Annotated in this window: 18 protein-coding genes and 1 pseudogene; 7 read left to right on the forward strand and 12 right to left on the reverse strand. The window is 39.8% G+C overall.

Features of this window, described 5'->3' with window-relative positions; translation table 11 throughout:
* Positions 1–292: 292 nt before the first annotated feature.
* On the forward strand, positions 293–2,875 hold the full coding sequence (locus tag JOC27_RS08970; protein ID WP_205006958.1) for an EAL domain-containing protein: 2,583 nt from the start codon (positions 293–295) through the stop codon (positions 2,873–2,875).
* A 345-nt stretch (positions 2,876–3,220) separates the two neighbouring features.
* Here the strand turns inward: JOC27_RS08970 and JOC27_RS08975 are convergent, their stop codons facing one another.
* From JOC27_RS08975 to JOC27_RS09005, 7 genes are all read right to left on the reverse strand, one after another.
* Positions 3,221–3,685: a phage tail protein gene (locus JOC27_RS08975; RefSeq protein ID WP_205006991.1), complete on the reverse strand. Its 465-nt coding sequence runs from the start codon at positions 3,683–3,685 to the stop codon at positions 3,221–3,223.
* 424 nt (positions 3,686–4,109) lie between these two features.
* Positions 4,110–5,123 carry an NAD-dependent epimerase/dehydratase family protein gene (locus JOC27_RS08980; protein WP_205006959.1) on the reverse strand — a complete coding sequence of 338 codons (1,014 nt, stop codon included), beginning with the start codon at positions 5,121–5,123 and terminating at the stop codon, positions 4,110–4,112.
* Between the two features lie 74 nt (positions 5,124–5,197).
* Positions 5,198–6,463 carry an alpha-L-rhamnosidase-related protein gene (locus JOC27_RS08985; RefSeq protein ID WP_338062796.1) on the reverse strand — a complete coding sequence of 422 codons (1,266 nt, stop codon included), beginning with the start codon at positions 6,461–6,463 and terminating at the stop codon, positions 5,198–5,200.
* Positions 6,364–7,746: a family 78 glycoside hydrolase catalytic domain gene (locus JOC27_RS13440; RefSeq protein ID WP_338062794.1), complete on the reverse strand. Its 1,383-nt coding sequence runs from the start codon at positions 7,744–7,746 to the stop codon at positions 6,364–6,366. The genes JOC27_RS08985 and JOC27_RS13440 overlap by 100 nt, the downstream gene beginning before the upstream one ends.
* A gap of 6 nt (positions 7,747–7,752) precedes the next feature.
* Positions 7,753–9,198: an MFS transporter gene (locus tag JOC27_RS08995; RefSeq protein WP_205006961.1), complete on the reverse strand. Its 1,446-nt coding sequence runs from the start codon at positions 9,196–9,198 to the stop codon at positions 7,753–7,755.
* A 51-nt stretch (positions 9,199–9,249) separates the two neighbouring features.
* On the reverse strand, positions 9,250–10,767 hold the full coding sequence (locus JOC27_RS09000; protein ID WP_239530215.1) for an NAD-dependent epimerase/dehydratase family protein: 1,518 nt from the start codon (positions 10,765–10,767) through the stop codon (positions 9,250–9,252).
* 6 nt (positions 10,768–10,773) lie between these two features.
* A complete protein-coding gene (locus tag JOC27_RS09005) occupies positions 10,774–13,230 on the reverse strand; it encodes a glycoside hydrolase family 3 N-terminal domain-containing protein (protein ID WP_205006963.1) in 2,457 nt (818 codons plus the stop codon).
* A gap of 181 nt (positions 13,231–13,411) precedes the next feature.
* Here JOC27_RS09005 and JOC27_RS09010 point away from each other — a divergent pair, with 181 nt between their 5' ends.
* Entirely contained in the window at positions 13,412–14,608 is a 1,197-nt protein-coding gene (locus JOC27_RS09010) for a helix-turn-helix domain-containing protein (protein ID WP_205006964.1), read from the forward strand.
* Between the two features lie 239 nt (positions 14,609–14,847).
* Entirely contained in the window at positions 14,848–15,699 is an 852-nt protein-coding gene (locus JOC27_RS09015) for a COG4705 family protein (RefSeq protein ID WP_205006965.1), read from the forward strand.
* A 98-nt stretch (positions 15,700–15,797) separates the two neighbouring features.
* Here the strand turns inward: JOC27_RS09015 and JOC27_RS09020 are convergent.
* Together JOC27_RS09020 and JOC27_RS09025 are read right to left on the reverse strand one after the other, a co-directional pair.
* Positions 15,798–16,013, reverse strand: a pseudogene (locus tag JOC27_RS09020) (glutaredoxin family protein); the annotation flags it as partial.
* A gap of 329 nt (positions 16,014–16,342) precedes the next feature.
* Entirely contained in the window at positions 16,343–17,218 is an 876-nt protein-coding gene (locus tag JOC27_RS09025; RefSeq protein WP_205006967.1) for a helix-turn-helix domain-containing protein, read from the reverse strand.
* 527 nt (positions 17,219–17,745) lie between these two features.
* On the opposite strand from JOC27_RS09025, the gene JOC27_RS09030 reads away from it, so the two are divergent.
* Positions 17,746–17,976 (forward strand): hypothetical protein, encoded by a 231-nt coding sequence (locus JOC27_RS09030; RefSeq protein WP_205006968.1) that lies wholly within the window; start codon positions 17,746–17,748, stop codon positions 17,974–17,976.
* A 204-nt stretch (positions 17,977–18,180) separates the two neighbouring features.
* On the opposite strand, the gene JOC27_RS09035 is transcribed toward JOC27_RS09030, so the two are convergent.
* Positions 18,181–19,155, reverse strand: coding sequence for an NAD(P)H-dependent flavin oxidoreductase (locus tag JOC27_RS09035; protein WP_205006969.1), 975 nt, complete (start codon positions 19,153–19,155; stop codon positions 18,181–18,183).
* Between the two features lie 741 nt (positions 19,156–19,896).
* Here JOC27_RS09035 and cynS point away from each other — a divergent pair.
* On the forward strand, positions 19,897–20,340 hold the full coding sequence (gene cynS, locus JOC27_RS09040; protein WP_205006970.1) for a cyanase: 444 nt from the start codon (positions 19,897–19,899) through the stop codon (positions 20,338–20,340).
* Between the two features lie 86 nt (positions 20,341–20,426).
* Positions 20,427–20,654 carry a small acid-soluble spore protein Tlp gene (tlp, locus tag JOC27_RS09045; RefSeq protein WP_205006971.1) on the forward strand — a complete coding sequence of 76 codons (228 nt, stop codon included), beginning with the start codon at positions 20,427–20,429 and terminating at the stop codon, positions 20,652–20,654.
* Between the two features lie 412 nt (positions 20,655–21,066).
* Here the strand turns inward: tlp and JOC27_RS09050 are convergent, their stop codons facing one another.
* Together JOC27_RS09050 and JOC27_RS09055 are read right to left on the reverse strand one after the other, a co-directional pair.
* On the reverse strand, positions 21,067–21,609 hold the full coding sequence (locus JOC27_RS09050; protein WP_205006972.1) for a hypothetical protein: 543 nt from the start codon (positions 21,607–21,609) through the stop codon (positions 21,067–21,069).
* 322 nt (positions 21,610–21,931) lie between these two features.
* On the reverse strand, positions 21,932–23,113 hold the full coding sequence (locus JOC27_RS09055) for a spr1629 family repressor/antitoxin (RefSeq protein ID WP_205006973.1): 1,182 nt from the start codon (positions 23,111–23,113) through the stop codon (positions 21,932–21,934).
* Between the two features lie 807 nt (positions 23,114–23,920).
* On the opposite strand from JOC27_RS09055, the gene JOC27_RS09060 reads away from it, so the two are divergent.
* Positions 23,921–24,646, forward strand: coding sequence for a PmeII family type II restriction endonuclease (locus tag JOC27_RS09060; protein WP_205006974.1), 726 nt, complete (start codon positions 23,921–23,923; stop codon positions 24,644–24,646).
* The last annotated feature ends 47 nt before the right edge of the window (positions 24,647–24,693 follow it).

Below are 24,693 nucleotides of genomic sequence, written 5' to 3' on the forward strand. Positions count from 1 at the left end.
TTTTTCCGCGCAAAATTAGTCTTTTTCTCTGTGGTATCCGCCAAACGGTGCCGGATTGTTTCCACTCTGACATTATCAATCATCAGGTATTTGTAGAGCAGCTCCTTATAGGTCAATAGTATCTTTTTCACTATTCATCAATTGTTAAAAAGCTAATGCTATCGACCGATATATAATAAACTAAAGTGCATTTATCCCTGTTTCATATTTTCAAAAGCAAACTATTATTCTATTATATAAAATACGAGAATGACTGTTCATTTACCCCAACCCAAAGCAGAGGTGCAGCAGAATGGCAGGCACGCGAAAAGACTCAGCGGATATTAGATACAACAGCAATACACTATCTCCGGATTTGTTTTATCAATCACTATTTGATCATAACCCGGATATTATTTTCTATATGGACGTGCGCGGCGTGATTGTGAAGTCGAACGATCGATTTTCAGAGACACTGGGCTATGACACCGGAGAAATTGTACTTAGTACGGTTGAAAAATTTTTGCGTTCAAAAAATGTTCCTGGTTATAGAGAAGCGTTAACGAAGGCTCTGTCCGGTGACAGACAATATCTAAAAACAACCTTTTTACATAAAGACGGGCGCGCATTAAAATTTCATCTCACGCTCATTCCAGCTTGGTCTGAAAACCAAGTGATTGGAATTTTTTCAATTGCGGAAAACATAACAAAAAATGTACTCTTGAAACATGCCTTGAAGGATTCTGAACTTTTATTCGAAAGTCTGGTGAATGAAGCCTTTCTTGGCATTTTTATTATCCAGAACGGCAAAATGATCTATGGGAATCCCAAATTATATCAACTTTTAGGGATAAAAATGAATACAGCCGGCTTAAATCTTTGGGATTACGTGCGCCAAGAGGACAGGGATCGGATAGACATTCTGAATCATTTGGAAATTGGCGATAAAGGTGTTTATCTTTCCTTTAGAATAATAAAGACCAATCAGACGGAAATAGAGGTTATCGCCCATGTAAAAAAAATTAACTATCAGCATAAAGAGACAATCGTCGGATCGATTCAAGATATTACCGAGCGTAAAAAAGCGGAAGAGCACACGAAGTATCTTGCCTACCATGATCAATTAACCGGACTCTCGAACAGAAGGCATTTCGAAGAGAAACTACAACAAGAAGTCGTGATTGGTCAGACATTGCAGCGCCGCTTCGCCGTGATGTTTGTCAATATTGATCGTTTTAAATATATCAACGATGCGTTAGGCCATCCGATTGGTGATAAACTTCTGATCCAATTTTCAAAGAAGTTAAGAGAACTGTTCGATGCTTCTACGATTCTAGCGCGAATCAGCGCAGACTCATTTCTTCTTCTCCTTCCGGATATCGTCAATACAGAACAGGTGATCGAATACGCGAAAAAAATCCACCAACTATCTGACACACCGTTTTTCATTGAAGATTATAAGTTCTTCATTACCATGTGTATCGGTATCAGTATCTTTCCGAATGACGGGGAAGATGCTGAGACATTAGTCAAACATGCGGATACCGCGCTCTACAAAGCCAAAGAATTGGGACAGAACAAGTATCAAGTGCATACGCCGACAATGGATATCGAAAGCTATAAAACGTTCAAATTGTCCTCCGATCTTCGTAGCCCCCTTACCTTGAATCAATTTGAAATCTATTATCAACCAAAAGTTTGTGCGGCGACGCATCAAATTACAGGCGCTGAAGCATTGATTCGCTGGCATCATCCCAAATGGGGTAACGTATTCCCTGATGAATTCATCCCCTTGGCCGAAGAATTAGGTATCATGTCGCAAATAGATCAATGGATTTGCCAAACGGTCTGCAATCAAAACAAAGCTTGGCAAGAAGCAGGACTTCCCGCGATTCCGATATCAATCAATATTTCCGCAAAGCGTTTCTTAGAAACGGAGATGATAACGGATATTACTGATCTCCTTGTGAAAAACCGTCTCGATCCGGGCTATTTAGAGGTTGAAATTGTTGAATCGACACTTCTGGAAAATAATACGGCTGTAATTGCTGTTTTAGATGGCCTTAGGAAGAAAGGAATTAAAATCAATCTGGATGACTTCGGCAAGGGGTACTCCTCCCTTTCCTATCTCATGAGTTTTAAAGGCAAAATCAACACCTTAAAAATCGATAAATCATTCATCGACGATTTGAGCCATACAGCAGATGAGAATTCTAATTTCATTACCAAATCAATCATTGAACTCGCTCAATATCTGGGCATGAACGTGGTCGCTGAAGGCGTGGAAACGTTAGAACAGCTGGAAATTTTAAAAAGTTACAAATGCAACACTGTCCAAGGTTATTTATTCTCTAAGCCGGTTCCCGCCGATGCGTTTGCTGAACTTTTGAAAAAAGGGAAATTTGATCTCCCTACGCCCGAAAATACGGGAACATCGACTCCGCGTGAAAACCGCAGAAAATATTTCAGAATTGATCTCGATTCCCCTTTGATCGGATTAATTACGCTGATTCAATTTCACGGAAATAATGTGCAACTTGGCAAAAATGGTATTCTGATTGAAAACATTGGTTTAGGCGGTTTACGCTTTTTATCTGATCTGCATTTTGGCATTGACCGAAAGATGGTTTTAGAAATTGATACAAAGATTCTCGGGGAAATTGTTACGTTTCACGGTTCCGTCGTTTGGATGAAAGAATTAAAATCAGCTATTTTTCAATACGGATTTGAATTTATCATCAATGAGACGGAACGGTCCGTTCTTGCTCAGTTATTAAATAAACTTTCAATCCTAGCCAAACAAAAGGTCATCGCACCCGATTGCAGCTTCACTACGCTTAGCGTCCATCAATTTTTTTCTGAAAAACAGCAAAATCCGAATAACTTGCTCGAATGAACTACATTCGCTTGCTTAACGGAAGGCCCAGAACGCCTTCCACTCATTCATATAAAAGGACTTGGCTTAGCCAATTCCTTTTTCAACTATTGCGCTTCGATTGCGCGCTGCATTTTTGTGCGAAAAACTTTATACTTTCTAAAAAAAGAACCGGCCGCTACGGTCGATTCTTTTTAATTTGTCATATTTTGAAAAATATCGTTCGCGTATCTTGCGTTTTATTATAAAATTCGATATTGTGTCAAATGCTTTATTACGCTTTTGCTTATCCTTAATTTAAGTAATCCCGTTAATTTTGAAAGCCCGTTTTCCAAACTGGATTCCTTCATTCAGCGCTTGCCTTCTTTAGTATTCACCTTTTATGACAAAGTACGATCCACGGATAGTTCCAGCCAGTTTAGACTTCTGCCTCGCAAACTTAAACTTTCCTTCTAATTCCTTCGGCACGTCCATTCCCTCAGAAAGTTTAAACCCAACAGCCCGCTTCTTCGAGTCATCAATCGTATACATGACGTTCACCGATAGACCGTCTTCATAAAAGACGTAGGCAAATTTGATATTTTCCACTTGAAAACGTGACGTCTCTAAAGGTTTCGCTGCAAACTCAATTGACCGTTCTTCTTTTAAAATTCGATTCACATAATCAAGGGTCTCCTGGCTTTCACTCGCTGGTATAACCGTAAATTCATGCTTATATTTGTTCATAAAGTAGCGGGCTTCATTCGCACGTAAACCGGCAAGTGATTCTGCTACAGGTGAAGACGCGAGGCCAATCGTGGACACATTTTTAAAATCAACTGTATAAGCCATTTTCATCGCTCCATTTATCACTTGATCTTCTGACAACAGAAACATAGCCCCCAAACTGGGTTTTCCTGATTGTTTCAACCGTTGCCTTTAAAGGCTAATTTTTTCACTTGATAATATCATGATACCCCTAAATTATAGCAAAAATGTTGCGCTTTATGTGTTCCGATCAGAAAGACTTCGCATAACATTGTGCTTTGGCTGCTCGCTTGCTGCGGCGGGCTTACTTTTCCCGCAGCCTTCTCGCGCTTTCGTACCAAAATTTATGGCCTTAGCTTTATACAGAAAAAGGGTTCTTTTATTCTCGTGAAAAAAGCTTGACAATCCTTTTTTAAAAGAATTGTCGAGCTTTTGGATTAAAGTTTATTCCCACTCCGAACCATACCACCTGTGGCCTTAGTCAATCGTATGCTTTGCTCCTTTACATTTACTCCCCTTTCATGCCTAGCGCTTGCACCTTGTGATCGATAATATCAATGCAAAGCTCAATAGAATCGCCAATTGCCCTGTCGATATTGTCCTGCTGCACGCCAAGAATTTCACAGCCCAATGATTTATCGATGAAAAGTTCGGAACATTGCAGCTCAGTAAATTTGACCATATTGAGACCACCCTCAATATTTTTTGCTTTCTGTTCTTTCATTAATTTTTTTCCACCCAGTGCGTACAGCCAATCAGGAATCGTCACAACCTTTTTATTCGGGCATCCCAGGTACTTATGAGCGATATTCAACAGTTCTTTCCACTTCATGTTGTCGTAGCCGATCGGATAGCAGTGTCCCCCCCTATTTCTCTCGATAGCACCGGCAATTGCCTGTCCTACCTGACGGACGGTCACCATTGCCGTTCCCCCTCTTGGATATAAGGTCAACCACTTCATATTTCGAATACTTTCCACAAGAAACATCCAAACAGGTTTGCGTCCAGGCTGCGTGCCAAAGATATAGGGCAGTTCCAGAACGGCCACATCAAATCCTTCGTCTGCAAAAGACAGAGCAACATCCTCCTGATCTTTCCGACTCCGAATATAGGGATGCCACTTTGTCAATTCTTTTTCAGGCCAAATCCTATTAAAGTAAGCAAAATAGGAACCAAGGATCACAGAATGCTTGATACCCGCTTTTTTCGCCAATCGCAGCAACCGCTTTACCGGATCAATGTTGTATTTTTTGAAAAGCGCATAGATAGGCGCGGGTCCTTCCACGCGTTCGTCCACGCCTGCAGCGAAGATAAACCCTTCACAACCGGCGAAATGCGCTTCAATCTCCTCGTCGGTCATCTCGAGATAATTGCCAAATTCTATTTTCATTTTTGGAGGTAGTACCGCTCCACTCGGTAATGGAGGTAATGCGATTGAGGTCACTTCATGTCCTCTGCTGATCAATTCTTTGGCTGCTTCACTGCCTAACAGCCCGGTTCCGCCAATCATAAATAGCTTCATGCAGCATTCATATCCTTTCAACTCAGATTTTCATCTGAACATGTTCAGTGCCTTGTGAAACTTCTTGTCCCTATTTAAAAAGTGTGTTCTTGAATGTCATGTTTTCCACTCATTAGAGTCATTGACTTCCGATTGGGTAGAATTAATTGACAACTTGTCGATACAGGGACATCAACCTTGATATGAAACATTCCATTTTTTATTTCCCAGTATACGTGGATCGGCCCATATGGCGTAATCGTACTTCCTTTCGCCCAAGTGATATTGCCACCAATCTTAGGCGCTACTTTGAATGTTTTGTACCCTCCCGAAAGGGGTTCTAACCCTAACAATCGTTTATAGAGCCAATCACCGACTGCGCCATTGGCATAATGATTAAAGGAAACCATACCGCCACCGGATTCTTCGTCCGATTTTGCACCGGAAAGATCGCCGATATTGACTGTTCCATCCGGTCTCAAAGCATCCCAACGCTCCCAAATTGTTGTGCCACCGGCTTTTACTTCATAAAGCCACGACGGACAGGTATCTTGTAAAAGCAAACGATAAGCTTCTTCTAATTTTCCATGGTCTGAAAGTGCGAATAAAATATACGGCGTACCCGTAAATCCTGTTGTTAAATGATTCCCGTTTTCTTCAATTAACTGAACTAAGTGATCCGTCATTTGATTCGTCTCGCGTCCACTAGTCATGTTAAAGTGCAGAGGCAATACATACCCGGTTTGAAATTCTTGTTTGAGCGTCCCTTCTCCGTCTGTAAAGACTTTACGATACGCATGAATAATTTTTTCTCGCAAATTCTGATAATAAATCTGATCATCTTTGTGCCCTAATATTTTTGCGATCTGACTCATAATTTGACAAGAATTTGCAAAATAAGCCGTCCCAACCCACTTGCCCTTTTTTAGCCAATCCCGCACATTTCCTTCTGGAGCCGCCCAATCCCCAAAATGAAATGGGAATCGCCAAATATATCGGTCAGTAGGCGAAATTGCTAAGAAAGACGACCACCACTTGGCAGCTTTCATAAATCGTTTCATGGAGTCATATTGATTGCCAAGGACTTCTATTCTCCCTCGAGCAAGATAGTCTGCCCATGGAACGAGAATGCTGCTATCTCCCCAGCAAGAATTGGCCATTGAGGGCCAATTGTCACCGGCTTTGGGGATAACCATTGGATAACCCCCACCTCGCCCTTGCTCCGATCGCATATCCAATAGCCATTTATCAAAGAAGCGACTCATATCAAAATTGTAGCAAGCAGTCGATGCAAATAAGGCAATATCACCCGTCCAACCCTGTCTTTCATCACGTTGCGGGCAATCCGTTGGTACGTCAATGAAATTGGACTTTCCCCCCAACGAATATTATTTTGCAGTTGATTCAATAATTTATTGGAACATTCAAAGGTACCAATTTCTCTAAAGTCTGAGTGCAACACAAATGCTTCTAACTCAATGTCCTTCATTTCAATTCCAGAAACGCCAACGTAGCGAAATCCCATATACGTCAATTTAGGTGAATAGACCTGCTCCCCTTCTTTACAAATATAAGTTGCAGTTGCCTTGGCCGTTCTGAGTGATTTTACAAATAGCTCCTGATCTACGAGAACTTCGGCATGCCGAAAAACAATTTTCTGGCCGTCTTTCCCTTTAATATGAGCGGAAATAACCCCAGCAAAATTTTGTCCGAAATCAAAGATCCATTCACCACTCGGCGATAACTCTATTTTTTTCGGTGTCATTGTTTCTTGTCTGCGAATAGGTAAGCCATACTGTGCTAAAAGCTTCGGATCTTTACGGGGCCGAGTGATGGCTGCGTTTTGCCAATGGATTCTGTCCAAATGGATTCGCGCGTCAAAAGTCTCCCCATCGTACCATTCGGCCATTTGATAATTCCCGTCTAGACTAACTTTCCAAGTTCCGTCTGAAGCAATCATCTGTGATGTCCCATCTTGGTATTCAATATGAATTTCAGCAAGCAATGCTTGTCTATCTGCACTAATTTTATTTTTCCGGATATAATTGAATGACCCGACTGCCCATCCGCCAGCAACGACGAAATGAATTAAATTATTCTTTTCCAATTGATCGGTAAGATCATAGGTTTGATATTGAATTTGATTTAAATAAGAAGTAAAACCTGGCGCAAAATAATCGTTGCCAACTTTTTTCCCATTCAAATTAACTTCATAGACCCCTAACGCCGTACAGTTCACCCAAGCACGTTTAACTTTTTGAGTGATTTCAAAGTTTTTGATAAAATTCATTGGCTTTGGTGAAACTTTTTTAGGAAAATCATAGGATAGATCCGTAATCCATTTGCCGACCCAAGGAGTGTCTAGCCTTCCGGTTTGGAACGCAGTTACTTTTTCAGCAACCTCGTCTGATTTTGAATAGGCAATTACTTTAACCGAATAGTTGCTATACGGGCGTAATGGGCCTTGATATTTATTATTAATTTGATCGACCGTTTCCAGTTCCCAATCATTTATTTTAATGTTCCCGTGTGAAAATTCTTCACCTGGCTTATCCGAGTCCAAACTAAATGAAATTGTTGGCGGTGTATCTGTGATGCAGCCTTTTTCTAATCCGTCGACGACCAATCTATCTATTTTGAACATATTATTTTACCGCCCTTCTGTAATTTCTTGTTGATTGGTTACCCTGTCTTTTTCTACGTTTATGGCAAGTAATAAAAGAATCATGAGCACACCTGTAATCGTTTCGATTCCAACAAATCCAAACGTTATAGCATTTTGGACAGATGTGTTTTGGACAGCAATTAGCTTCCCAATTTTATTGTAGTATGGGGCAACGTAGCCTGATGCCGCGAGAAGTGCATTAAAAATACCGATACAGAATCCACCCATTGTAACTGCAATGATGTTGTAAAGAGACATGGCCACACCGTCACAACGGAAATTTACCTTCCACTCAATATGATCCAATACATCTGCAAAAAGAGCCATAAAAATGTAGCTTGCTGGCAACCCGCCAATATTTTTAATAAATTGACCCGCCAAAAAAAACGGCATATTACGTGGAAAGAGCCAACAAATCACGCCACCGATCACAAAGATGATTGAACCTAAAATCAGGGTATTGCGTTTGCCCAATCGTTTGGCAACCGGCCAAACCGCAAAAACACCGATTCCCATGGGAATACCGCCAATCATAGAAATTAGCATCTGAGTGGTTCCATCATTGTAAGTTCCCAATACATAATTACTGAAATAAACCAAACTCATGTTCTTCACTAGCGTTCCGATTGTAAATATTAAAAAGAAAGCTAATGCAGCGACCATATATTTATCAGAGAACACAGCCTTCAATTGCGTTTTATAGGGAACTTCTTTCTTATCATTTTCTTGTGCTTCTTTAGTCACGCGTTCTTTTGTGAAGTAATACTCTAATAAAGTTAATGGCAATGCGAAAATTGAGATAATTGCAATTAATGTAATCCACAATCTTTTGTCTAGACCAACAGCGGGCATAACCAGCATCGGAAATATAAACGCTACGAGAATCCCCGTTACCATCACTGTCGTAATTTGATTGAAAACAGATAATTTACTGCGAACCGTTGAATCACGCGTTGAGAGCGGAGCCATTAAATTGTGACTCATATTAAAAATCGTATAGGCAAAAGCATAATATAAGTTATAGGACAGCATCACCCAAATGATCTGAATCGTAGGATTGCTCTGGGGAACAACCACTAACAAAATTCCTGATAGCGCTAACAATGGAGCGGAAATAAATAGCCAGGGTCTAGCTTTCCCTTGGCGTGTTTTTGTACGATCAATGATATAACCCATCGAAACATTGACAATAACGTCAATAATTTTTGAAGCCATGGGAAAAGCAACTAAAAACAATCCACCCCAGACGCTTGTCATTTTTAACACATCTGTATAATAGACATTTAAATAGGTGGCAAGAACCCCATTTAAAAGGAGCGCCCCAACCGGACCAATTAAATAACCAAAGTATTGCTCTCTTTTTTGCACATCCTCTTTGCTTACCTTAGTGTCTAATAATGGATGCCCGAAGAATTTTGCTAGTTTAGTCATCCCCGTCGTCTCCCTTTGACCCGACAACCCGAAAGGCTATCCGTCTGAACTTTATACATCTCGTTCTGATACAACTTTCTTATAAACGCGTGTCTCGTTTGCATCATGTAGCGGATTCCAAACTTGCGCAAAAAAAGAATCCACTTTTGCACGTTCAGAATAATTCCAGCTTTCTCGTTCACATTCGGGGCACCAATGGCCGCCCTCCAACACTAATTTGGGACTTGCTTCAAATGTATGACCAAAAGCGCATCTGAATTCAAGCTTTTGCTGCCAATTCCCTGTTTCTAGACTAGTTGACAGACATTCACCGCCTCTAAATTTTGCCGCTCCTTTGACATCGTTAATAGATAACCATTCAGGCGCTTTGGTTTCATCATAGCCATGATCGAGCACGACTTTTTTATTCCAATCCGTAAAATGCTCGAAATCACTTAGCTTCTTAGGGATTTTTTCCCATTTTTCCTTACTTCCCCAGTAAGCATCAATATGATCGGCTACATTATCTTCAATAAAATGGACGGTTCCATGCGCGCTTCTGGCCTGCTTCAAGAACATCTTCTTCATAATCGTTCCCATTAATTTTTGTCCGCCTGGAAGTTTGCATAGTATTTTTGCAAGAGTAGCTTGACCACCTAGATTTTCTAAATAACATTTATAAAAGTAGTCCATTCCATCGTGTCGAAAATGAAGATAGTCATCCAGTTTGTCTGAATCCAAATAATATTGCCCATGGAAGTTTCTTGTGGCATACCACTTGGGATTAATCGCATGATCAAGATTTTTAAACCCAATTGCTCCATACAAAACCTGATACATTTCGTAAGTACTTACGCGACAGGATTCTCCACCGCCAATATTATAAATGTGATTCCAAAAACCGCCGGGTAATTTTCCGGTGAATTCGTACTGGCACAGGTTTCCCATTAATCTTCCCGAATCACGATCAGAGACATATTCCAATACATTATCGAGACAATTATGAAACATAATGGCATCGACAATCTTACTCATAGCCGGCCCCATAATACCCGTTTGGCGAAGACTTACCCAGTACTTCAATCCTGATTCAATAACTAATCGCTCCGCTGCCACTTTGGAAACAGCATAGTAATCGTACATGCTTGTTTTAATAGGGTCGCCTACTCTTCCCCAATGAATGGGCGGCATACGATCCCCTGTCTCAGCGATCGTTCCGATGTTAACTAACTTTGTTCGCTCCTCCTGACCGAGTTCAAAAATTGCATGAACAATATTACGAGCTGAACCATAGTTAATTTCCATGGCTTTTTTCGGATAATAGTCTGCTGCTGGCGAAACAAATGCTGCAATATGAAGAATTAAATCAGCATTTTTTACACATTTTTTAACGAGCTCATAATCTAAAAGGTCGCCATAATAAATTGTTACTTCTTTGTAGGCCGTATAGGGTTGTAGAGCCGCTCTGTCTTTTGGTGAGTCAAATGAAAGAATCGTTATATCGTAAAGATTTCTATCTTTAATCATTTGTTTTAGACTTTGTTGCCCCATTCCACCTGATGCACCCGTAATAAATACTTTTTTCTTCATCACATTTCATTCCTTTTTTTGGTTTTTTGGTAGATCAGGGACTTCTATCTTGTTGATCATTTTTTTAGCCCCTGAAATATACTTATGGTTTAATAGATCTACGAGCCCTTGAGCAAGGTTATAAGCGAATTTGCCTGAGCTGCTAACAGAAATAGAACGTAGGCTATTGTTGGGCATCATTTTCATGATGAACATTCCGTTTTTACGAAGCATGTCTTTTTCAGGACCTTCAGGCATTTTTAATGCTTTCTCGTATTGTTTTTTTCCCACCCCAACAACCATCGAATAAAAGAATCGCCCAATGAACGAAGAGCGAAGGTCCTCCAATTTCGAGTCCATCGTAAAAACGTCCTTATTCTTTTTCACCGTATGTTGTTTTCGATCAATCAAGGCATCAAATTCTTCATTCGTGACACCCGTGAGCCTGTCTGGTTTAAAATAATGTTGCAATTTAGTTGGTGCATAAGGGCTGATAACTTCCTCTTGATCATTAATTTCTAACAGCAACTTGTGTCGAACTTCTTTGCTGGACGCAGCGATAGAGACTATATATTGGCCGTTCTCAACAACCCAATCACCGATGGCAACATTATAATAAGCGACGTCTCGTATTGGCATTCGGATATTAATCCGTTTTGATTCCCCTTTTGACAGATACACTTTCTGGAATCCTCTTAATTCTTTAGCAGGTTTATAGACAGTTGATACCGGATTGCTAATATAAATTTGGACAATTTCAGCACCCTCGTAATTCCCGGTGTTTTGAATATCACAACTCACGAGGATAGACGGTCCTTCGCGTGTTACTTGTGGATTCTGATAAGAAAAAGTTGTGTAACTCAGACCATAGCCAAAAGGATAGAGAATCTTATCCGATGAAACCGAATCATAATAGCGATAGCCAACAAAAATTGATTCTTTGTAATATTCCTCCTTTGACCGCGCATATTCCGCACCAAAAGGTACTGAATCATAGCTTTTAACCCAAGTTTCTGCCAATTTGCCTGAGGGGGTTTTTTCACCAAATAGCAATTGAACGGTTGCTTCTCCACCTGCCTGACCCGGTAAATACATATTTAAAATGGCAGCTAAATCTTTTTCGAATGGAAGTTCAACCGGGGAACCCCCATACATGACAAAAACAATCTTTTTTCCGGCTCTGATTAAACGTTCGATTAGCGAACGCTGGTTAGCTGGCAACGAAATATTGGGTCGATCATACCCCTCACTTTCAACGTAATCCGTTTGCCCACCAAAAAAGAGAACAGTCTGATTGTTTTTCGCCTTTTTTAACACTTCTACCTCTAAATCTTCTTGAGCTGTCGCGTCAGATTCTCTATAGCCTTGAACGAATTCATAAGCAATATGTCGGGAACGAAAAGCCATTTCTGGTGTCGTGAGTTTCGTTGGATTAATCAAAGAGCTGCCTGCACCTTGATAGCGCATTTTTTTGAACAAGTCGCCAACAATTAAAAAGGATTCACCCCGATCCAGTGGTAAAGCGCCTTCATTTTTTAGAAGAACCGCGCCATCGACTGCGATTTCTTCCGAGATACGATTATGTTCTTCTGCATCGAAAGCTAAATCGTGTCCGACTATTTTTGTTTCATCGATGAGTGTCAAAATACGCGATACCGATTGATTCAAAGTAGACTCGTTTATTTTTCCATTTTGTATTCCATCAATAATTTGTTTACGAAAATAAGCGCAATCACCAGGCATTTCCAAATCCATCCCCGCTTTGAGGCTGGCGATTCGATCGGACACTCCCCCCCAATCGCTAATGACCGCGCCTTTAAACCCCCACTCTTCTCGAAGAATATCTGTCAATAGATAATGGTTTTCAGAACAGAAAGCACCATTTACCTTGTTATAGGCACTCATCACTGTTTTCGGATGGCTTTCCTTAACCACTTTCTCAAAAGCTTTTAGATATATTTCTCTTAATGCACGCTCATCTACAACAGAATCTCCCATGAAACGAAAGTCTTCATTGTTATTAACCGCAAAATGTTTGACTGATGCGCCAATACCTGCTTTTTGTACGGCTAAAATAAATGCTTTGCCCATTTCTCCGGAAATCAGAGGGTCTTCTGATAAATATTCAAAATTTCGACCGCACCTCGGATTCCGCTTTATATTTATTGCAGGACCTAAAATCATGTTTACGCCAAAAAAACGGCACTCTTTTGCTACGGCCTCCCCCATTTTTTTCATGTTCTCCGGATTCCAACTGGATCCAAATGTCGCTCCAGTTGGAAATGAAGTAGTGGGTTCACTTTTGTTCAGTCCAAGGTGATCTCTATTTTCTCCTTGCTTTCTCAAACCACAAGGTCCATCGGTCATATATATTGATGCAATATCCAGTCTTGGTATGGCATTCGTTTCCCAAAAGTCTACTCCGCTGACTAATGCTGCTTTTTCTTCAAGTGTCAACTGGTTCACTATGTTCTTTATGTTCATCGTTCATAGACTCCTTTCTAAACATTTATAGTATAAAGTAAGCGTAATCATTTATATTTCATATTTGTTTTCTTTTTTTTACTTTTGTCACGTGTTATAGTTGATTAAACCATTTTCCCTTGAAGAGACGATTACTACTTGTTTGTAAACAATCTGTTGTACAATGCAAAGGGGAGCGACGATGCAAAATATTTATGTGATTTTGGCACATATTTACCAAGCGACTGGTATACCAATCTATCTTTACGATCGAAATACATTTGTTAAAGCCTTCTCAGATGATGAGCATGATCATTTTCTTCCACCAAAACAATTTATTGACTATTTGACAAATAGTCGGCGAGAAATCGACTATCTTGCTTCGGACTTTTTTGCCTATTTCGGCTCTATTGAGATATCTAGCACGTCCACTCTGCGGATCATTGTAGGACCCGCTTTTCAGATGAACATCCAGCAAGATCATTTCAGAGAATTGATTAAAAGTTATGTTGTCGTAGAACAAAAGGAACGCGAAGAATTTTCACAATTTATCAGCAACCTTCCCGTTATATCTTTAAATCGATTTCTTAATATCCTGAAAACGATTCATTTCTTTATTAATCAAAAAGAAATCAGTACCGAAACAATCCTAAAATCGAGAGATAAAGTTCTAAGAGAAGATCAAGCGATTTTGACAACATATGAGAATCGCGAAAACCTTCGCTACAACAATTCTTATAATGTTGAGAATCGACTCTGTGGCTATGTTGAACATGGTGATTTGGAAAAAATTTTAGAATTTATTGAAGAACCCTTCCAAACACATGAAGGAAAAATGGCTCAAGATTCGTTGAGACAAGCGAAGAATACAGCAATTGTTTCAATAACGCTGATCACGCGTGCAGCAATACGTGGAGGCGTCGACACAGAAAGTGCTTTTCAGATCTCCGACCGATTTATTCAGCAAATTGAACAGTTCCATTCCTTGGGGCCGATTCAACATCTCATCCAAGAAGTACTTTTTGATCTCACCAATCGTGTTAGAAAATTGAAACTTGTCCATATGGGGTCTGAGTTTCTGCCATTGATCCGATATATAGAAAGGAATGTCAATCAGCCCTTATCTGTCACGCTCTTGGCGGAAAAGTTTGGCTATAGCCGCAGTCACCTTTCGACTTTATTTAAAAAAACAAATGGTATTACGCTTCAAAATTTCATTACAAAATGCAAAATGGAAGAAGCCAAGCAATTGTTAACCTATACAGACAAAGCTATTAGCACAATAAGTAACTATCTGCGTTTTTCGAGCCAAAGTCATTTCCAAACGGTTTTTAAACAGTATACGGGTCAATCACCGGCAAAGTATCGAAAAAATACAAATCATATAAAGGAGTTTTGAGAGTAATCTTGATTCGCATAAACGGTGAACGCATCAAAGCGTTCACCGTTTTTCTTGCTAACCTTCGCTGAATCAGACCGATCTCTATTGCCAGGGGCAAGCGAGTTATATGAATTTTTTCTCATCAAGTTTTCATCGCATCCTCATGCTGCCTTTTCATTAATCTCTTATAATAGATTCGATTCATGTAAAAAAGCTGCCGCTTTAGTTCACAACTCTTTAAAAACAGGAGATTCGCGATGCGCTTATTTTCAACAGAATTAAAATTCAATACCAGCTATCTATTCAGCAAAGTACCCGAAATCACCTTGCTCTTTTGGATCACAAAAGTAGTGACTACTGGAATGGGCGAAGTTTTTTCTGACTATCTTGTCAAACAAATCAATCCGATTGTTGCGGTTGCTCTCGGCGGACTTGGTCTCCTCTTTTCTCTCTTGATTCAATTTGCGGTCAGGCGCTATATCGCCTCTATTTACTGGCTAGTGGTTGTAATGGTCAGCATTTTCGGCACAATGGCGGCTGACGTCATCCATGTGGTGCTCGGGATTCCCTATCTCGTTTCCACACTGTTTTTCGCTGCCGCGCTCTGCTTTATTTTTTACCTCTGGTATCGAGTGGAAAACACGCTGTCGATTCATAGCATTTTCACAGCACGACGCGAATTTTTTTACTGGGCAACGGTACTCACGACGTTTGCGCTTGGGACCGCTTGGGGCGATTTGTCAGCGGCAACTTTTCAGCTTGGCTACTTCTTATCAGGCATCCTCTTTTCGATCATGCTTCTGCTGCCAGCATTGCTATTTATCATAACGCGCAATTACGCTGTACTGACCTTTTGGTTCGCTTATGTGATGACAAGGCCCGTTGGTGCTTCTTTTTCAGATTGGCTGTCGAAGGCCCACAATGTCGGTGGCGTAGGGTTTGGTGAAGGAAGCGTCAGCCTGGTTTTAACGTTTTTGATCATTGGTATGGTCGGTTATCTGCAGATGAACCAGAAGAATGTCCGCCGCAATCTGATAACACCGCAGCAGGAAGAACTGCTTGATTTCAAAAAAAGCATACGTACCGAAAACGAGAAAGTTCACAATTGAGCGTCTCGTGTCTATCTATATTCTAAAAAAAACAAAGAGCATTGGAGAGGATTCCCCCCAATGCTCTTTGTTTGGCTGCAATTATGCATGACATTCATCATGATTCGCGTTGGATCATAGCCAATGACCCACTGGCCATTGACATTGGTTTGCGGCACACCCATTTGCCCCGTAGTTTCGACCAAACGTCGTGCAGCGTTCTGATCAAGCTGCACATTGACTTCATTATATGGCAATCCCTGTTTGTTCAAAAAACCTTTGACCATTAGGCAGTAGGGACAAGTCGACGTTGTATACACGGTAATATCGTTCATTACAAATGATCTCCTTTTAAAATAGTGTAAGCCTCCGGGAAAAGTGAAACACTCTAAGCTTCTCAGCTGCGATTCTTGAATCTGCCGAACCCCCAGATCTGGCGCATCACTCCTCAGGCTGTGCCCTTTACTATGCTTATATTATATACCCATAGGGGTATGGTGTCGATTCATTTGTTTGCGTTTTATTCAGAACGCATACCCATTGATCTGTTGAAAAAGACAATCGAATAAGGCACCGTTTTCGTCTCCAAAGCGGATTGGCAAATCCTCCAAATCGATTGATAGAAGCATTGTCGCATGACTGCTTCGTCATAAGCAGATATCCATTATTTGACGCCTACGATTTTAAAATTATGCAATTCTTCGTTGATTTCTTTTTCCAATTGAACATTTCCTAAAATCCTATTTATATTAATCGCATTTGAAATAAGTGATAATCCCTGCGTGACATTTTTTAAGTGATAGAGAATAATACCTTTTCTTACCATTGATATGGATATAAGATCCACTTTTTTTATATTTACACTCTCCCTCATCGCCTTCTCAGCATAAGTTAATGCATCATTGTATCTATTTTGATGCATTAATAAAAGAGTAATATTTAAAAGATAGGCGATTTTGAGAACTGTATATTCTTTAAGGTTTTCATAAGTATCAGCCAATTTTTTTAATGCTATTTGTGTAATCGATATTTGCGTTTCTGGGGGAAAGAAGAATAAAATATTATTTATCAACTTAAGTTCAATCAAATACCAACTGTCCATCTTAGAAAGCCTCTTCCATACCTTCTCCGCGTAAATGCATGCTTCTTTATATTTTCCTTCATGGACAAAAACAAGAGACTCACAAATCCACAAAATATCTTGAACAACAACATCTGTATTGGCTTCTAGAAAGTGGATGCACTCATTCTTAAGTTCTGTAATTTTTCCAAGTTCCACGTTTGATGAAATAACAGAAAAATTATTAAGAATATGTTGCTTTGGGTCTAAATCATATATAGCTTTAATGCGTAATACTTCATCATAAGAAACGTCCAACCGTTTTAATATATGAAAAAAATTGTTGATTGTTGGCGTTACTTCACCGGATTCGATTTTTGAATAAGAAGATTGTGAGAACTGATTACTCGATATATACTTTTGTGTGTACTTTTTTGATTGGCGTATTTTTTTTAGGATAGAACCAAGATGGTCAGTCAATATTCTTTACCTCAAAAATATAATATGAATATATTCATATTATATTATATCAATGGCGATACATACTACAATTTATGTATATTAAAGTGAAAGGAGGGATTGGAATGTTTTCTCCTGAAGATATTTGGATTGTAGGCGGAGTAATCGCTCCTGTTTCTTTCGATTAAATTATTTCAGTTTTTTTATTCATGAAGTGCCAAATCAGAAATAATTAGATAAGTTTCAACAGCATCATAGCTATATGATAAGCGATCGTCTGGTATTCCCGGTGAAATAGTAGGATAGCTTTATTTGCTCTGATATAGCCATAGAACAACAGAAAAGGAAGTGACTCCACTTATATGAATAAAATGTGGAATGGGCTAGTGCCTGGCGAAAAGGTGTGTGTCTCTTATTACAGTAAGCTGTTCATGGCCACAGTCAAGGCACTTCTTCCAGAGAACAGATGTATTATTTCAAGGTATTCTGACAACTGTGAGATGACTATTGACTGTAACAAATGTCAGAAAGTAGATAAAGTATCCAAAATGGATCGGGAAGAAAAGTTAAAGCTGATTAAGCAAATAACGCCGTCGATTTCAATGAAGACAATAAACAAAATATGTGATTACAGCATCTATCGTCGATCAGTCGATATGATCGGTTTTTCAGAATTGCTTAAGGATTATATCGTGCAACAAAAAAGAGAATGCATCGCCTATCTTGTAGATGAATACGAGATGGAACTCAGGAATACGCGTTCGAGAAGCTACCAGTGATTTTGACTGAACAGACTAACATCTTAAAGACAAGGTGCACGCGCCTAACCAGAATAGTGGCGTGCACCTTGTCTTTTTATCAAATCATGAAGTGATGCATACGAATACGCTTTTCGCTCATGGGTATAACCGTAAACTCATGTTTATACTTATTAGTCCATAGGACATTAAAAGATGCATTTAATAAGAGACTTCAGATAACTTTTACTGGGGTCGCGCCCCGATAATATTATCTATTCGGCTCAATCCTTTTTCTGCTGTAAAAATCATTTCATCAAATAACTCCTGAACCGTAGGAATCGTGTCGATAAGACCGATTACCTGTCCCACCCAGCCGAAACCTTCTGCTTCATTACCGTCATAGATATACCTGCAATTAGCTTTTCCGCTAATTATATCTTTCAGGTCTTCATAGGTTGCGCCTTGCTTTTCGCGTTCGATAATATCCAGAGTAAATGCACTTTTCAGGACGCGTCCTGGCGCGCCTAATGTTCGCTTAATAATGACAGTATCCGTCTCATTGGAATTAAGGATTGCCTGCTTATAGCTCTTGTTTGCATGAATGCACTCTTGCGTCGCAATAAAGCGAGTCCCCATCTCAATTCCCTCTGCGCCTAGAGCGAAGGCCGCCAATAACCCGCGTCCATCGCCAATGCCACCACTTGCCAAGACTGGAATCGATACGGAATCAACCACACGCGGCGTCAGAACCATTGTGCCAATATCGTCGCGTCCTATATGCCCGCCGCCTTCCTGTCCGACCACCATAACCGCGTCCGCACCGAGTTGTTCCGCTTTCTGTGCCTGTCTCGTGCCAGCTACGAGGACAAGCGTTCGAATCTTTTTTCCTTTTATCCGTTCAAAAACAGGTTGGGGATTACCGCCTGTAATCGAAATTGCAGAAACCTTTTCTTCAATAACGACTTCGAGCAATTCCTGATATTGCCCATCGTGCCTTGCAATAGCAAAGTTTACGGCAAATGGCTTATCGGTGAGCGTACGAACTTTACGAATTTCTTCGCGAAGTTTTTCAGGTGAACCGAGCGTTGCTGCCGTAATTTGTCCGAGTCCCCCTGCATTCGAGACTGCAGCTGCAAGCTCGGCATAAGCAAGATAAGCAAGTCCCCCTTGCACAATTGGATATTTAATTCCAAAGATCTCTGTTACGCGTGTTTTCATCGTATCGCCTGCTCCTTTTAGCAATGTTCATGAGAAAAGCTAGGCTTAGTCAAGTCTCTTTTGTAATAATGCACTTCGATCGCTCGCTTGCCGCAGGCGATCCGTGAACCTCCTCAGACAGGCTAGAATCTGCGGGGGCTCACTTAGCTCGCTTTTCCCGCAAGGCGCCAGAGCACCTGCGCTGCATTTTTGCGCATTGGTTCCTTTATTTCAAATTTTTCCGCTGCCTTGCCTTCTTCAAACAAAATTTTATAGCATTTTTATGCAAAAAACCATTGATTAAGGGTGGCTCTCAGCGCCTTCATCGTAGCTATATATCTGCACCTGCTTATCTTTTAACACGCGGCATAATCATGTGTGCATCAGCGGATCAATTCCATTTTTGGGTTCATCCATTGATTAATACCGATCGATTTTGTCGCCTTCCATATGATGAAAATAAAGCGTGTAACGGATCAAGATAGTCGATCGCATTGACCAGACTGTAAACACTAATAATAAAGAAATTTCATGTCAGACTCTATAACAAAAAACCAGCAGTTTTTATACAAAGTGGTACCCTTAATTATGGAGAATGTTCGAAAAGGAGGACAGAGGATAGGTTTTACAGGCTAATAATGCAACATCCTGTTGCAACACCTGTACTAGCCCATCCTGGACATTGCAAGAAGGTCCTTTGTATCTTTTCCCCGGACTTTTCGAACACCTCTTATAAAGCATGATCTGGGAGGCATTGCGAATATGGCTTATTCTTCAGCAACAGAGTTAATACTTGAAGCAAAAGAAAAGAAAAATCTTACTTTTTCCCAAATCGCAGAGGCGGCAGGCTGTTCAGAGGTATTCTGCACAGCCGCTATTTATGGACAGCAGACGCTAAGTCCCGATCAGGCAAAAGCGGTCACTGAATTACTCCAATTACCAGAGGAAGTTGAACGTGAGCTGAAATCAATCCCATTCCGTGGTGCAAATTTTTCCTTGCCACCGACAGACCCAACTATTTACCGCCTTTACGAACTCGTCCTTGTATACGGCGATACGATTAAAGCACTGATCCATGAAAAATTTGGCGATGGAATCATGAGTGCTATTGATTTTAAAATGGATTTGGGTAAAAAGGAGGATCCTCACGGCGATCGTGTAATCATTACGCTAAACGGTAAATTTCTCAAATATAAAACGTTTTAATGCGCTCTTTTTGTGCTCGAATTTTTAAGGTATATCTCTCCCTCCTGGTCGCATAATAAGAAGCGAATAACGAGGAGGGATACACAATGGCAAAACCTGATGACCGTTCAGACAACATGGAAAAAATTGCGAAAAACATTGGTCATACTCTGCAAAACATGGATGAAGCCAATGATTTTATCAAAGCACATGGTAATGAAATGAGCGAAGAAGAAAAGCAGCAGATTAAAGAAAAAAATCAGCGACGTGAGCAAAGTATCGAAGGTTTGCGTGATGAAATCAAAGACGAAGCTGCCTTCAGCAAAACAAGATAATGAAAAGGTGTCAACTGGCTTTGCCGATTGACACCTTTTTTCTTGCCCTTACATACTGTATGGTTTCATATTCTCTCCTAAAAAATACGATGCGTCATTTAAGTTTATATTTTAAGTTTAAACATAAGATCATCACCAATCACCAGACGTAAAAAAAATACCCCCACAAGATCATCGAGTCTGGGAGGGATTTGGGAGAAAGCCATTTAATTTTTAGCAACTTTTATCTCCAAATCAAACGGATCTAGTGAACAGCACGTTGATTTAGCGGAACTTTGAATGAGTCAAAAGATTTTCACAGAGTTAAAAAGAGTTTGGACGGTGATATTGGTTACATCACGGAATGGCTCACTTCACTAAATAAAACGCGTTGAATTTTATGCAACACTCGATGTCTTCTAACATTAGAGAGTTAATATAGCGTTGGATAAGGCGGTCTCGGTGGATGTTTTGGACGTGGATGACATGAATGTGAAAAGCCAGGTCCGCCTAAACCGAGACCAGGAAAAAAGCCAAAGCCTGATCCAGGTCCGCCTAAACCTAGGCCGGGGGCAAAACCAAAACCCGATCCAGGTCCGCCTAGACCTAGGCCGGGGGCAAAACCAAAACCCGATCCAGGTCCGCCTAAGCCGAGACCTGGAGAAAAGCCAAAGCCTGAGCCTGGCCCGCCTAAGCCGAGACCTGGAGAAAAGCCAAAGCCTGATCCTGGCCCGCCTAAGCCGAGACCTGGAGAAAAGCCAAAGCCTGAGCCGTGTCCACCTAAACCTAGTCCTGGAGCGAAGCCAAAGCCTGAGCCGGGTCCACCTAAACCTAGTCCTGGAGAATAGCCAAAGCCTGAGCCGGGTCCACCTAAACCTAAACCTGGAGAAAAGCCAAGGCCTGATCCGGGTCCACCTAAACCTAAACCTGGAGAAAAGCCAAAGCCTGATCCAGGTAATCCAATTCCAGGAAACATTTTTCTCCCTCCTTCGTTACTTTTAATTAACTACCCTAATCATATGTATTCTGGGTTAAAGTTCTTGTGTAGTCGTCCATTCCATCAAAACAGGACTTTAAAACTGAAATTTATAAAATAAAGTGGGTCATACAACAATGTATGATAAAAAGTGTTTGATCATATAAAATTGGTGCTTATCAATAGAGAAAATCCCCGCCAGATTATCATTTCTAGCAGGGATTTTAGCATAAAACCATTTAATTTTAAGCATTTTTTATCCATTTTACATCACAACAAATGTTATTAGATAGGCATTCTCTCTTCAAATTGTATTTTCCTTTTATTCCCGTTCATTTATCCTGATGGGAATGACTTGTGCAGAATCAAAGTATTCTTTCTTCTGTTGCATATAGTGGTCAAAGAAATCTTTGTCTAAGCCAAACAGATTCGTAAGAAACAAGGGATGGATATGAAATTTAGATTCTAAGTCAGAAATAGAACAAATTTGCTTATCGAAAATTAGCTGCAGTAAGGACTTTACCCGGCCCGGACGAATGGGTGGCATTTGATCGTCTAGTGGTTCAAGTATTTGATAGCCCTTTTTGTGCAATTGCCCAAAGAAATAGCGATTCTCCTGATAAGTCATTAAGCCTAATTGATAAGCACGGTACGCCAATGCGACAAGCGAAACCATATACTTGCGTTTCATCTCAATGTAATAGTCAGGATTAGAATGTCTTGGCAATTCAGCGAAATCTCGCTTAAAGTCCTCCTCAGGCAGTAGAAAGACAGAGGCAAATTGATTAGCTTGCTGCTCAATTTGCTTGTGCTCTTGTTTGGTCAGCGTTTCCATATCAATGGCAGTGTGAAGCAGAATGTGACCAAGCTCATGTGCCAGATCAAAGTTTCTGCGAACTGCTGATTTTTTGATATTCCCTAAGATGATGAATGGGCGACCATCGTCTGTGATTGTACTATAGGCATCAATTTCTGGGCCAAGATTCTTTTCAGCGATGTAGATACCACTCATTTCAAGCGTATACATCAAATCTTTATTATTTTGGAGCTTGAGAAATTTTCTTGCCAGATTGGCCGTCTGAGTAATACTTTGATCCATCGACTGATCCGGATCGGATCGCAACATTTCCGTAGCCTTGTTTCGGAGTACAGCGATCGCAGAATCAGGCGTAATTAAAAATTTTTCGAAAAAGCTGATGTAGTAATCAATATAGCTTATATAGGTTAACTCAAGCTTTGTTTTTTTCCGTGATTCACGATCCTTCGACCGATAAGCAACTCTTTCTTCAGATGCAGTTTGATTCAGGAATGTCTTTGAGAATAAGAACTTTGTGTCTACAGAGAAGAGTTCTCGCACTTTGTTCAAGACTTCGATCCTCGGAATCGTTGACTCATTTTCATACTGCCAAACTGCTTGTTCTGAAACGTTGAGCTGAGCTGCAAGTTCTTTTCGGGAGAGACCATTTAGTTCGCGTAATTCTGTTAGTTTCTCACAGGAAAACATCGCTCATCACCTCTTCTATTATTGCGCACCGTGGTTGTCTTCTTTCTCTTTTTTTGCCACTTCATAACCGAAGGACTGCTCTTCACTAACACGCGGTTTAAACCTGAACTTTCTTTCTTCACATATATTTAGCTGTTTTAGTGAAGCAGGAATTTGCAGAAAAGCATTCAATTTTTGGCAACTTTTATTCATTTTAAATCATAATTAACGTTGTAAAGAGACATTCTCTCTCCAATTAGAGTTTGCTTTTTCACTCCCAATCTGTTCCGTTTAATAAACGTATAAAGCACTCTCCGGTCAAAACTACCTACCTCAAGGCCACCAACGACTTCCAAAACCTGAGCATCACCATCAACAAGCATACCGAACACATCAGCGTTTGAAAAAGAACATTCCACCTATTGAGAAACAAAATACTAAAGTTTTTGGCGATTACGTTTTGGACAATTAATATATCTCTCATAAGGTAAATTTTTACATCATCCATTAATTTGAGGAAATTTTGACTCTATATTTTTTTTGACATCCGAAATACTATCGGTATACTCTTGTATCTTCAGAATCAGCTGTTCAGCAATCTCCTTTTTAACTGGATTCCTAATCACGTCTAGAACACTTTTATCAAATGTTTCATATGTATCCGGGCTCAGTTTTTTATCATAATATCAAGAACCAAAAATATAGTTTGAATAAACCAAAGCATATATATAGAAATCGTAAGAAGATGGAAAATATTTGAGAGCTGTACTTAAGGCAAATAAAAAGGTATATTAAAAATATAGCGACAAGAAAAACGGGGCGAATGCAGTGCCAAAAGAAATTGGAACGAGCAATGAAGATATTATCAAAAAGGCGAAAATATTTTTCAAAGAAACAATTGCAAAAAACCATGTTAAAAACACGACAAAACTAAAAAATATTAATAATTTCAATATAAATCCCTTTTTAAATAAGTATTTAGCTAACTACTTAACTGGAAATGATGATCCAGAAAGTATTGCAAAAGCACTTATTTATCCAAGAGTTTTAGGAACATCAATAACAACATCATTTGGTTCTAATCTTCAAAAATTTATTAATACAACACTAGAAGGATATGGTTCAACCACTAGTGGAATGGACATTGAATTTATTGATAAAATAGACGGTAGAAGAAAATATTGTCAGATCAAAGCTGGTCCGCAAACAATAAACTATGATGATGTGACAACTATTCAAAACCACTTTAAGAGCGCAATAAATTTAGGAAGAACTAATGGGATTCCAATAGCTAATATGGATTGTGTTGTAGGCGTTTTTTACGGAGAAAATAGTGATTTAAGTGCATTCTACAAGACCATTGCAGAAGATTACACAGTTTTAGTTGGCAAAGATTTTTGGCATCACCTAACAGGAGATGAAAATTTTTATAAAGAATTAACTGATGGAATAGGTGAAATTGCCAATGAATTTGATAGTACTGATTTGTTGGATAAAACAATAAAAGATCTTGCAGAAGAACTAAAATCAATTAATGGGATAAAAAGATCTTAAAAAAATAGTATCAAGTAGAAAATCCCTTAATGGTAAAGGCATATATC

It is taken from the genome of Sporolactobacillus spathodeae (assembly GCF_016908935.1).
Classification (GTDB): Bacteria; Bacillota; Bacilli; order Bacillales; family Sporolactobacillaceae; genus Sporolactobacillus; species Sporolactobacillus spathodeae.